At 57.5% G+C, this 11,579-nt stretch carries 9 protein-coding genes and 1 tRNA gene; 4 read left to right on the plus strand and 6 right to left on the minus strand.

All coding sequences use genetic code 11. From position 1 onward, the window contains the following. On the plus strand, positions 1 to 366 hold a 366-nt coding region (locus ABJK56_RS03220; protein WP_347243226.1), incomplete at its 5' end, for a pyridoxal-phosphate dependent enzyme. 1,200 nt (positions 367 to 1,566) lie between these two features. Continuing rightward, complete coding sequence (locus ABJK56_RS03225; RefSeq protein WP_347243227.1) at positions 1,567 to 1,911, plus strand: Hpt domain-containing protein; 345 nt, start codon at positions 1,567 to 1,569, stop codon at positions 1,909 to 1,911. A 21-nt stretch (positions 1,912 to 1,932) separates the two neighbouring features. Here the strand turns inward: ABJK56_RS03225 and ABJK56_RS03230 are convergent, their stop codons facing one another. From ABJK56_RS03230 to ABJK56_RS03250, 5 genes are all read right to left on the minus strand, one after another. After that, positions 1,933 to 3,318 carry an endo-1,4-beta-xylanase gene (locus ABJK56_RS03230; RefSeq protein WP_347243228.1) on the minus strand — a complete coding sequence of 462 codons (1,386 nt, stop codon included), beginning with the start codon at positions 3,316 to 3,318 and terminating at the stop codon, positions 1,933 to 1,935. Between the two features lie 93 nt (positions 3,319 to 3,411). Continuing rightward, positions 3,412 to 4,122 (minus strand): HAD family phosphatase, encoded by a 711-nt coding sequence (locus tag ABJK56_RS03235; protein WP_347243229.1) that lies wholly within the window; start codon positions 4,120 to 4,122, stop codon positions 3,412 to 3,414. 125 nt (positions 4,123 to 4,247) lie between these two features. Next, positions 4,248 to 4,562 carry a DUF167 domain-containing protein gene (locus tag ABJK56_RS03240; protein WP_347243230.1) on the minus strand — a complete coding sequence of 105 codons (315 nt, stop codon included), beginning with the start codon at positions 4,560 to 4,562 and terminating at the stop codon, positions 4,248 to 4,250. Between the two features lie 129 nt (positions 4,563 to 4,691). Continuing rightward, entirely contained in the window at positions 4,692 to 5,405 is a 714-nt protein-coding gene (locus ABJK56_RS03245) for a YggS family pyridoxal phosphate-dependent enzyme (RefSeq protein WP_347243231.1), read from the minus strand. A 132-nt stretch (positions 5,406 to 5,537) separates the two neighbouring features. After that, positions 5,538 to 6,851: a lactate racemase domain-containing protein gene (locus tag ABJK56_RS03250; protein ID WP_347243232.1), complete on the minus strand. Its 1,314-nt coding sequence runs from the start codon at positions 6,849 to 6,851 to the stop codon at positions 5,538 to 5,540. A gap of 478 nt (positions 6,852 to 7,329) precedes the next feature. On the opposite strand from ABJK56_RS03250, the gene ABJK56_RS03255 reads away from it, so the two are divergent. Continuing rightward, positions 7,330 to 9,942 (plus strand): redoxin domain-containing protein, encoded by a 2,613-nt coding sequence (locus ABJK56_RS03255; RefSeq protein WP_347243233.1) that lies wholly within the window; start codon positions 7,330 to 7,332, stop codon positions 9,940 to 9,942. A gap of 53 nt (positions 9,943 to 9,995) precedes the next feature. Here the strand turns inward: ABJK56_RS03255 and ABJK56_RS03260 are convergent, their stop codons facing one another. Then, positions 9,996 to 10,748 carry a lysophospholipid acyltransferase family protein gene (locus tag ABJK56_RS03260; RefSeq protein ID WP_347243234.1) on the minus strand — a complete coding sequence of 251 codons (753 nt, stop codon included), beginning with the start codon at positions 10,746 to 10,748 and terminating at the stop codon, positions 9,996 to 9,998. A 390-nt stretch (positions 10,749 to 11,138) separates the two neighbouring features. On the opposite strand from ABJK56_RS03260, the gene ABJK56_RS03265 reads away from it, so the two are divergent. Continuing rightward, positions 11,139 to 11,211 (plus strand) — tRNA-Asn (locus ABJK56_RS03265). Positions 11,212 to 11,579 lie beyond the last annotated feature (368 nt).

Here is an 11,579-nt window from a genome sequence, read left to right on the forward strand (position 1 = left end):
CGTAAACCAGGCGTTAAGGTCATTGCGGTAGAACCCGCCAACAGCCCCGTCATCACGCAAAAACTCTCCGGGCAACCGATCAAGCCGGGCAAGCACGGCATTCAGGGAATTGGGGCTGGGTTTATTCCTGATGTGCTCAACCTCTCGGTGATTGACGAAGTTATTTGCGTGGACGATGAGGCGGCGATGGAAACTTCTCGGGCCCTCGCGCGGATGGAAGGCTTCATGTGTGGCATCAGTTCCGGGGCCGCGGCGTGGGCAGCTCTTCAGGTGGCCAAGCGACCCGAAAACGCTGGAAAACTGATCGTCGTAGTCCTTCCCGATCTGGGCGAGCGTTATCTCTCCACGCGATTGTTTCCCGAGTGATCAACGGCTCAGGGCTCCGCAATCTTTCGGTCGCGACTGGGGTCAAGTTTACAGCGGACGCGGCTGTCCAAGACCAAAAAAAGGCCGGGCGACCTCTCAGAAAGGTCGCCCGGATGGGTTACTGGCGTCTCGGGTAGCACGTCAGTTTATCTGGTCCCGATCGTCCGGTTTCATCTGATCAGCAGCCGCAGGGTTTTTCGCAGGCGGGTTTTTCACACGCCGGAGCGCACGGATTGCAGATCACCCGACGAACGCGGTGATGGTGAACCCGGACGGGCTTGCAGGCGGGCTGGCAAGCCGGTTCACAAGCCGGTTGGCAGGGTTCGCAAGCTGGTTTCTCGCAGGCAGGTGCGCAGGCCTCGCGGCAGGCACGCTTGGCCTCGTGATGGGCCCGAATGCGGGCAAGCAGTCCAGGACGGGAGCACGGTGCGCAGGCCGGCTCACACGCAGGCTCACAAGCTGGCTTGCTTGGCTCGCAGGCCGGTTTTTCGCAGGCGGGCGCGCACGGTTCGCAGCAGGCGTGCTTGGCCAGGTGATGGGCCCGAATACGGGCAAGCAGACCAGGCCGACAAACGGGGGCACAGGCCGGCTCGCAGGCGGGTTCGCAGGCCGGTTTTTCACAAGCCGGGGCGCATGCGCCGCCGCCGAAGAGAACTGAAGCTTGAGCCGAGCTCAAGGCCAGCCCAATGGTGAGGGCACCAAGGACCGCGGCACTGTAGAGTGTGACACGCTTCATGGGAAACAATCTCCTCTTGTACGAGTTACAGAAACACCCAATACCGCTCACGTTATCCATTTCACGTGTGGCTATCATCTTATATCGTCTCGCCAAACATAGCATTTTATTCATTTGATGTACATTGTGCGTTCTTTCTAGCCGCATCGAAGACCTACGTTGATAGCTGTGCGATCTGTATCGAGGGTGGGGATTTATCCGAGAATAGTGGACGGCCTGTTTGGCGGAGCCGCTGGCGAACATTAGGCCTCTCCAGGAACGTTCTAGGCTTTTGGAAGCATGGAATAGCGGGAGGACCGACATGTCGACTTTGTAAATTTTTTGCAACCGTACTGCGCTAGTGTCTGCGGTAAGCTAGACTATCTGTAAAAGGCAGGTAAGTGAGTAGGAAGGGAAAAGAAAAGGTAAGTCGATTGACCATGGCGGATCGATAAAAACGACTCGTTCCCAGGGGGGAAGCTCTGATGATGGATGGGCGACCACTGACAGCGACAGGATACAAAGCGATCTACTCCGAATTAGGTAGCGACCCGGACTTCCGGGACCTCATTGAGATGTTTGTGCAGGAGATGCCCTACCGCACGGCCGCCTACGAAGAGCTTTTGGCAGCGGGGAATTTGGAAGAGTTACGCCGGGCGGTTCACCAGCTCAAGGGCGCTGCTGGAAGTTATGGCTTTCCAGTGATTACTGAGGCGGCCGCGACAGTCGAGCTGGCCATTCGAAACGAAGCCCCTTACGAAGTTGTTCGCCAGAACCTCGATCAGCTTATTCAGTTGTGCCATGCTGCGCGGGTGTGCCCTGACCAGTGAGTCGGGTCTGAGCAGGGGCCTTCACAATCCGCTATCCGCAGGCTCTGAGCGGGCCCCTTGAACGGCGGTCTCTGCTATTCGTCTCTCACGTAACTCGATTTGCATCGAGTTGGTAATGCACGCCTCGACCCGGAAACTCATATCTACGGGCTCGATTCCTTCTTTATTCACGCGGAGCGTGTAATCCCCTGCAAATCCGCGGAACTTGACGCGTCCTGCCGCATCTGTTATTACCGTTTCCCTGGTCCACCATTTTTGCTTGATGAGTTTGTAGAGCTCCGTGTAGGCGGGTTTGGGAGACATATCTTGTCGCAGCAGACCGGCGGGGGCGCCTTGCCAGGCTCGATAATCGGAAAAATCCCACCATGTGATTGCCTGAACAGCCGGATGTGAGAAGAGCATGGTGTAAAACCGGACAACCTCGCGGGCTTGGTATTCTTCGCCCTCCGGAGTTGTCACCCAGGGCCGGGGGCGTCCTCGCCCGAGTTCACCGGAGACAATGGTGGTTTCGGTGAAATGGAGAGGCACTTTGAATCGGGAAAAGCGCTCGCACACGTCCCAAATCTGCCCGTTGGACCACGTACCTCCGTGCATATGGCTTTGAATCCCGATGACATCGAAGATCGGGCGGTTCTGATCGTCCACAAGTTGTTCGAGCAAGCGTTCGTATTTTGGGCTGATGACATAATCATTGATGATCAGCGTGGCGTTGGGATTGGCCTTTCGAGCTCGCTCGAAGCAGAGTTTCGTGAATTCGGTCTGTCCGACTTCCTGCCACATTCTTGTCATTTTGGGGCCCCGCTGTTGGCACGACGGTCGGTCAAACTCCGTGGCTTCATTCACCACGTCCCAGCGATCGATGAGGCCCGCAAATCGGGACACACAGTCCTCGATGCGTGCGAGCTGAAGGCGCAGGATTTCCTTTGGATCATCGGGCAGCCATGCGGGATCAACGAAGTTCCATGCCAGTGGATGGCCTTTCACCGCGATACCGTGCTCGCGGCACCATTCGGCCACTTGCCGAGCATACTCGTGTGACGGCTCAGCCTGACGCCGCTCATATGTCGGCCAATAGAAACCTACTGTGGCATAGTTGAAAATTTCGGCGAAACGCTGACGGTAGGCTTCTTCTAGCTTGGGATCTTCGATCCTGCCCCATTTGAAAATATTGCAGCCAAAAAGAAACGCGTGCCGCGTCTGTTCGACGGTGACTTCTGCATTCGCAACGGGTTTCCCCTCGAGAGTCACCAACATTTCAATATCGCCTTTTCGGTACTTTTCGATCCGTTCTTCTGCCGTCTGCCACAACTCGTCATTTTCCTCCGCGGCTTTCAATCTTGAAGGCAGTATTGTGGCGGCTGCGGCGATCCATACCATTGCGAGAAAAAGTGTCGATGTGCGGCTCATGAGCTGTGTTCTCCTCAAATCTGGGGACAACCTATAAGGAAGGCTCCAAGATGGCGTCGCTGCACGGGCGCTCATTCGCGCCACCATAGTTTCTCAGCACGACCCAGGGCTTGGAAGCCGAAGCAATTCGTACAGTTTTGGATCGGCCAGGCTGGAAACAATCAGGCGGGCCGACGAAAAATCGTGCCGAGCGCTGTGAGGCCCGGGAACAGCAACGGCTATTGTACCGGCTGCCGCCGCCGCTCGACAACCAGCTTCGCTGTCTTCGAGCACCACCACTTTGTCCGGTTCCAGTCCGAATCGTGCGGTTGCCTTGAGATAAATCTCCGGGTCGGGTTTTCCTCGTTGAACATCTTCTGCCGTCAGGGTGAAATGGAACCGCGGTTCGAGCTGGAAAGTCCCGAGAACGGCCTGAAGGGTTCGACGGCTGCTGCTGGTGGCGATCGCTTTAGGAATTCCTGCTCTCTCAAGGGCGTCCAGCAGCTCCATCAGGCCCGGCATCGGCTGGATGCGTCCTTTGATCATTTCGATAAACAGGTCCTCGGACTCTCGGGCCAGCGTCTGCCAATTGTCGGGAAGATTATGCCAGCGGATCATGATCTCGAAGCTCGCCCGAGGTGGACGGCCCATCATGGCGTCACTGAGTTCGCGGGTAAAAACGTGGCCCCGGCGGCGAAGGAGTTCTGTGCCCACCGCAAAATAGATGTCCTCGGTATTGAACATTAGCCCGTCCATGTCGAACACCACCGCCCCGGGGATAGGTTGCAGGTCCATCATCTCGCGTATCCCGGTTTGTTCCGCCATGGCCATTAACCCTTCGTCTCTTTTTGGGCGAAGCTGGTCAAATGCTTATTTTGCTGCGCCCTCGATCGTTCCGAAACAGTTTCGTGTCCGAGAATTTGGAATGGAAAAACGCCATCCGACGAAATTCACCCCGTTTTCGGATTCGTGTGCGCGTGGGCCTTGAGCCGTTGATCCACTTCCTGTGCGTTTAATCCCCGTACAAGAACGCGCTTGTTCGGCGAAGTTTGGCCCGATACGATCTCCAATTGAGATGCACGAACACCGAGGCTTTTCGCCAGAATTTCCAGTACCGCCTGGTTGGCCTTTCCTTTTTCCGGTGCCTGTGTGACCCACACTTTTGCCCGCTGGTCCGATTCCCATCGCAACTCGTTGCGGCGAGCCCCCGCATGGACTTTGATTTCCAGCACACAGCCTTCAGGGTGATCTGCAAGTGGATTCATACGAGAGATTCCCGGTTACCTGGTCGTGCGATTCTTGAATGCACCCATTGGCGACAGTTTCTCAAGCACACTTACGTCCGTCGTTTGAGATGCTGGTCAGAGCGGAAGCTCGGTTGCCACGGTGGTTGCTCATGAATGTTCCTTCAGAATACCTTCAAAAAGGGCCGAGCCGATCCGCACCATGGTCGCCCCTTCTTCGATGGCGATTTCAAAGTCTCCGCTCATTCCCATCGAAAGTTCGCGGAGGGAGACCCGGGGTGGTGCTAGCGGGGCAAGCTGGTCACGCAACTGCCGAAGAGCGCGAAAATCGCGTCGGGCTCCCTCCAAATCCCCTTCCACGCCTGCCATGGCCATCAGCCCGCAAATCGCCACGTCGGGGAAGTTTTCAAGTTGCGATATGACTTCTTCCATCATCTGAGGAGGAAATCCATGTTTGGATGGATGCCGGGAAACGTTGACCTCCAGGAGAAGGTTTGGCCGTAATCCTAACTCTCCGGCGATTCGGTTGATATCCGCCAGTAGGGCGAGCGAGTCCACGGAGTGGATCCACGTGGCACACGGGAGCGTTTTGCGAACTTTGTTGCGTTGCAACGGACCGACCAGATGCCATTCAATAGGTGACTCACCCAAGAGCGCGTGCCGCTGCCATAGTTGTTGGGGCCGACTTTCTCCCAGCGCGCGCTGTCCCAGTTCCACGAGCTGACGGACCACGGGCACATCCACATATTTGGTGACTGCGATGAGGCGGATCTCGTGGGGGGAGCGTCCCGCCCGTTCCGCAGAGGCCCGAATTTTTTCCTGGATGCTTTCCAGGTTCTTCCGTAGTAGGCTGGTTATATCCATCCGCTTGTCCTTTTCGGATACTTATGAAGTTTCTTGACTGGTGTCGGGGAGAGGAGACTTTCCGGACGTTTTCTGGACGCCCGCCTTGCCTACCTCCCAAAAAACTTCCTGCTGCGGGTATTCGCGGTCATTTCAAGCTGGCCGGTCCGGAACATGCGGTGGCAAAGACATTCGCTGGGGGCAAACTAGGGTGGCATGAGATAACAGCGTCACTGATCCGGCGGACTGCACCCATTGCTGAAGGACTTCTACTCGGTTAGACGTTTCGATGCCCAACCAGTCGATCCATTCTCGCCAGAGTGGTTGAGAAACCGGTCGCGGGGACCAGACGCACAGGCTGGCCCGCCGACGCACCCGCGACAGCAGCCAGAATGGAACAACAGCGTCACCCAGTTCCTGAAGAACGTCGGTCCAACTTCCCCGGGCTGCCACCTCACTGGGAGAAAGTGCTATTTCCGGTGAACTTCTGGCTGGCATTTCCCAATCTGCTAGCAAAATAATTTGGCCGCGCGGGTTCGCAAGCCGAGCTGCTGTCCAGGCTGCCTGGGCCAGGTTTTCCCAAGGGGAGTGAGCTGGGTTGTGGTCCACCCCCGCGATGACCACATCGCTCCGACGTTCTACGGGAAGCCCCCACTGGCGAAGAAACTCCTCTCGCGATTCTTTTGCCACTCGGTGGACGTCGCCCGCCATAACTCGCAGTACTCTGCCGAACGGTCCCGGGACCGCTTCCAGGGCGAACTGTGTCCCCAGGAGCCAGTCGGCTTCGCGACTGAGGCTGCTTGCCGCTCGAAGAGGTGAGCTGCGAACCTTTCCCATCCGTTTGAGCTTTCGGTAGCGCACTCGCTCGACAACTTCCCGCCAGTGTCGTTGTTGGGCGGTATAGTCGGCAAAGGCGGGGAAGATCGCGCCAAACGCGCTGTAACGATTCCAGGTTCCGCGAGATTGTGTCCAGCCGATCGGTATGACGACGTCAGCTTCTACCAGGGCACGATTGAGCCGGAGCACTCGCCCATCCTCGAAACGCGCCAAATAGGCAAGATCGTCAGAGTTCCGAGCCTGGTGTGTTTTGATGATCACGCGGCGGGCATGTTCAGGGCGCAGCAAACGTCGTGGGTCCCCCCGATCCGCTGCCGCGTCGGCCTCCGTTCGCAGAATGGTCACCGGCTGGGATGGAGTCAGACAATCAAGAACCACTTGGACCACCGTGCTAATGATCTGATCACTGCAGGGAGTACCCCGCCGAATGGCTAGGACAACCGTGTCGTCGCCTGTAAGGCATTCTGAAAGCGCGGGAAGACCCAGGGGACCTTCTAACGCCTCGCGGATGGCTGCCTGGAGGTTCGACACCTCTCGGGCGGTTGCCCCGGGGGGCTCTGCCTGCCACACACTCGGCAGTTCGGGGAGTTCGACGTATTGATCCGCACCGAAATGCACCCGATGGGCCATAAATTCCTCCTGTTATCCAACGGGACCGTATTTATCTATTTTCACTTCTTTCCAGTTCTCGCGCAATCCCGTGCCGCAACTTCACAGGATGTGTTAAGATGAGAGAGTTTTCAGGGCCCTGGTTGCGATCCATCGGCCCGCCAAGCCGTAATTGGGCTCCGTCATCGCGTCGGGCCGGTATTATTCCGAAATCCAGGTGTCCGGCTCGCTTGAGCCGTTCTCCTGGCGATAAAAACCAGTGGGATCATCGCTGTGTGCGAGCCGCTCGGAGAAGTGGACTCCACCCACCTCGCGCGGCGGCGGGGTGAAGTGAGTCGGTGCAAAAAGGTCCTCACGGAAATCGAAGGATGGTGTGATGCTCAACCCAGGCAAGTTCTGTCAGTGTCGTCGCCGGGACACCATCACCAATGCAGTGCGTGAGATGTCTGTTCCGGTTGCGTCTAAGTTGGCGTTGTTGGGGAGAACGGATAGGTTAGAAATGACATGGCTGCGTCGGCGCCAGATCGCAGGAAAGGGGTTCTTCTTTTTAATTCTGGGCGTGGCACTTCTGACAGGGTGCACTGCCCAAAAGGGCAAGCCTGACGCGGAACAGAAAGCCACCCGATCTGCAGACTCTTCTTCGCAGCTCGGCGAAAGTGTTTCCAGAGAGCCACCGCGTCCAGCGGGACCAGCCGGGTCGGGCCCTGCGACAGATTCCGGCGATGCTCCGCAGCCAGGGCAACCCACGCGGAAACCCGAGACGATACCCCCGTCCACCCAATCAGCGCGAGAAATACTCGAAGAGATGGTGAAGGTCTATCAGTCGGCGAGCAGTTACGGCGACCAGGGCCGGATTGTCATTCGCGGAACATACAACGGTCAACCGGTGGAAAGCCGCGTCAATTATGTGACGGCCTTCGAAAGACCCAACAAACTCCGGCTAATCGCTGGCGATGGCGTGATTATTTGTGACGGCAAGGATTTCTGGGGCTATGTAGCGTTTCTGCCCGGTCAGGTGCTCAAAATCTCGGCCCCCGACAAGTTCAACCTGAAGACCCTGTTCGCCGATACCATTCTGGCAAACGCCCTTATGCAAGGTCCCGGGCAACTTTACAGCTTACTCCCACCGCCGCTGGTCTTGCTGGTGGCGGAGGATCCGCTGAAAACGTTGCTTTATCGCAGCGAGCAACAGGATGTTATTCCGCCCGGGACAACCGGCACGTTCACCTGCGACCGGGTGCGCGTTCGTCGCAAGGATGGAGATGTCATTCTGTGGATTGACAGGAAGACACGCTTGCTCGTCCGAGTTGACCTGCCTGCGGAGGGATTGCGGCAGAGCTTTGATGGTGGGCGCTTCCAGAATCTCGCGATCTACGAAGAATTCATCGACCCAGTGGTCAATAGACCGATTAATTCTGAGGCCTTTGTGTTTTCCGTTCCGTCGGACGCTCGGATTACCGGTGAGCTCCATCCGTACGGCTATGACTACCTGGGAACTCGGCCGGCTGAGTTTGAATTTGAAGATACCAATGGTCAGAAAGTCACGTTAGCAAGTTTGGCTGGCAAACCGGTGGTGCTGGAGTTCTGGTCCAGGAACCATCCCGGATCGCAGGCGGTTCTTCAGGCGATTGAGGCGGTGGCCCGACAGTTTGCCGACCGAGTGGCGTTCTACGCGGTAAGCGTGGACCATGTGGTGGATGCCCTCGACAGCCCAGCAGTCAAGAATGAGGAACTGCTCAAGATCCTGCAATCCTGGCAGGTTACCTTGCCTCTTCTCCGCGATCCGCGTAATGACTCGGAAAAAATCTTCGGGGCGACTTTTCGACAAAATAAAGTCACTGTGCCGTGTCTTGTGATGCTCAATGCCCAAGGTCTCATCCAAACGTATCACTTGGGCATGACGATGGACCTGGTGGATCGCTTGAGCGGAACCTTGGAGAAGCTCCTCAGCGGTGTCAACCTCGTAGAGGAGGAGCGGGCCGGTTTCGAAAAAATGAAAACTGAGTTGGCCAGACTTGTTGACGAGGCATCGCGGCATGGATTGTTCACCTTCGCCCTGGATGAAATCACTGCCGCCAGTACTGTCGAGCCGGCACCTGCCAGCACTCCCCAGCACTTAAAACTGGTGGATCTGTTCAAGTGCAACCTCATTAAATCGCCTGGGAACATCGTCATTGTCCCGGAATCTGCGGGCAACGATCGCGTGATCTGTGTGGAAGAAGGGAATACGGCTGCGGAGATCGGTTGGGACGGCACTGTCAAATCTCGCTGGCCCCTCAAACCGCTTCCGCCAGACAAAATCGACTTTCTCCGGAGCGCCGTGGAGAAGACCGGAAAACGGTATTTCGTGGGTTGGTCATTCGGGTCTCAACAGTTATCGATCTACAACGACCAATTCGAACTCGTGGGCCGATACCCGGGCGAGGGAACGCCCCCTCATGAAGGGATGGCGGACGTCCGCCTGGTGGACCTCAATGCTGATGGAAATCTCGAAGCCGTGATCGGATTCCTAGGGGTTGTCGGTGTCCAGGCGATCTCCCTAGATGGAAAGCGTTTATGGGCCAACCGAACAGCGGCGGTCGCTTTTCGCATCGGGGTTTTGCCGGGCCCTCAGGGACAGTCCCCGAGTTTTCTCGTGACCAACACGTCGCGAGGCAGCGCGGTGCAGATCAGTCACGATGGCCAACGGTTGGGGGAAGTCATCGTGCCCGGACGAACAATCGCCTGGCTGGCCGCCGCTGACCTTGACGGCGACGGAACCGCTGAACTCTGCGGGCTGGATCCCAAAGATTTTGCCCAGACGGAAGCCTTCGGCTTCAACCTCGCCGGCGACGAGCTCTGGAAGTACACGCTCCCCAAAGGAATGGTGCAGTATCCAGTGGAACAAATCGTGCACGGGCGCGTGCTTCCCGGTAAGACGGAGCAGTGGATTCTCGTCGGTGCGGACGGATCAGTCCACATTGTGGACAAGGACGGCCAGCTCGTGGATCGCTTCAACGTGGGTGAGCTGATCACAGGGGTGGCTGTGGCCGAGCATAATGGAGCCCCAGTGCTTGTGATCGCCACGTCGCAACAGGTCATCGCTTGGTCGGTTACGCCCGGCGGACCGTGACTATCGGCCGTGACGTTTCACAGCGGCGATTGCCGGATAAACGGACGCGGGGCCTATTTAGGCCGGGGTACGCCGACAGGGAACGCTGTGCTTCGCAGTTCCCAGAGGCATTCGCGAACGCGATCTTCGACGAGGGTGAGAAACGCGTCTTCGTCCAAAGGCAGATACTCGTCCGGTGTTAGGGGGAAACCGAAACGGACGGCGACTCGCCCAGGTCGAGGAAAACTTCTCCATTTGGGCCAGGCGGCAAAAGCGCCCTCAATAGCGGTGGGAAGAATCCTCGCCCGGGACCGTATGGCCAGCATCCGAAATCCTTTGTGGAAGGGATGGAGCTCGCCGTCCGGTGATCGGGTTCCCTCCGGGAAAATGAGAACCGCTTCCCCAGTCTGAAGACAGGCTAGCGCTTCTTTCAGACCGCTCAGGGGATTGTTCAAATCGAGGGGGATGGCCCCGTAAGAGCGTATAAGCTGCGCAAAGCCGGGGAACCGGAAGAGCGACTTCCTGGCCAGGTAGTGCATTGTCCGAGGAATACCTGCCCCGATGAGGGGAGGATCGAGGTGACTTTGATGATTCGAAACAACCAGGAGGGCCCCTTCGCGAGGGACATTCGCCACGCCGAAGTACCGGATCCGAAACATGAGCGCCGCCCATAACCGGACGAAGACCCGGCTAAACTCGTACCAGTATGGGTTGATCGTGTGTGGTTGACGAGCGTTCTGAATTTTCATGCCACTGGGGAAAATGGCTATTAACGGCTTGCCGCTGGGGTAACCGTGTCTCCCCAGCTCTTCAGCGTGCCAGGCCAAATAACACTTCAGAGTGGTGAACCCACCTGCCCCGGTTGTGCATGGCCTGGTGGCGGAACACTGCTGTCCGGGCGTACCTTCCGACTGCCATCCTCATTTGGTGAGGACCAGACCGAGAATCACGACTCGGCGTGGAAAATTTTGGCTGGTTGAGGGTTCCGGCCAAGCACTGTTCCCATCACATTCCTCACAGTCCCGGCCTTGATCGAGGCTGGAAGCCACATTACGATAAAATATCCGATGGATGGCAAACGGGGGAGCCGTGGCGAAAGCGATCGGCAGGTCGGTGGTTTGGCTTTCGCGAGAAGATGGCCTTTGTGATCCGCCTCGGCTACGTCCGCTTTGCCAACGGTTTCGACGATCTGAATCGCTTCAGGAAAGGCGAGCGATTCCCCGGTAGCTCAGCAGGTAGAGCGGGCGGCTGTTAACCGCCAGGTCCCAGGTTCGAGCCCTGGCCGGGGAGCCTTCTGAACTTTCACGAAACTGCCCGACGCGCGAGTTGACGCCCGCGCTCCCTATCGAGGGTTCGCGGGCGTTTCGTTTTAACGCGCTCGTTTGAAAGGATTTGCGTCGATTGGGCCGCCGGGCGCTCTTGATTTCAAGAGAGTTCCGTCCAAGGTCGATGGCAGCCCCATTGGTTTGCACTCGCAGCCCGAAGCTCCGGCCTCGAACTCTCGGACTCTCTGGTCAACAGCCCGGTCGAGTTAACAGCCCGTTCCGGATCTCGCCGACGGTGACGAACGTGGACTTGGCTCATATAATGACTCGGCCATTCTGGCGGCCCAAAGTCCACATTTGGGGGCTGATGCTGCAATTTGTGGAGCGCACAAA

Origin of the sequence: Thermogutta sp., from assembly GCF_039793925.1 — a bacterium.
Classification (GTDB): Bacteria; Planctomycetota; Planctomycetia; order Pirellulales; family Thermoguttaceae; genus Thermogutta.

Bases quoted from the DNA above. Each gene is read 5' to 3' on its own strand.
- ABJK56_RS03225 (WP_347243227.1), top strand. From the start codon at position 1,567: ATGATGGATGGGCGACCACTGACAGCGACAGGATACAAAGCGATCTAC.
- ABJK56_RS03245 (WP_347243231.1), bottom strand. From the start codon at position 5,405: ATGGATATAACCAGCCTACTACGGAAGAACCTGGAAAGCATCCAGGAA.
- ABJK56_RS03240 (WP_347243230.1), bottom strand. From the start codon at position 4,562: ATGAATCCACTTGCAGATCACCCTGAAGGCTGTGTGCTGGAAATCAAA.
- ABJK56_RS03235 (WP_347243229.1), bottom strand. From the start codon at position 4,122: ATGGCGGAACAAACCGGGATACGCGAGATGATGGACCTGCAACCTATC.
- ABJK56_RS03230 (WP_347243228.1), bottom strand. From the start codon at position 3,318: ATGAGCCGCACATCGACACTTTTTCTCGCAATGGTATGGATCGCCGCA.
- ABJK56_RS03250 (WP_347243232.1), bottom strand. From the start codon at position 6,851: ATGGCCCATCGGGTGCATTTCGGTGCGGATCAATACGTCGAACTCCCC.
- ABJK56_RS03255 (WP_347243233.1), top strand. From the start codon at position 7,330: ATGACATGGCTGCGTCGGCGCCAGATCGCAGGAAAGGGGTTCTTCTTT.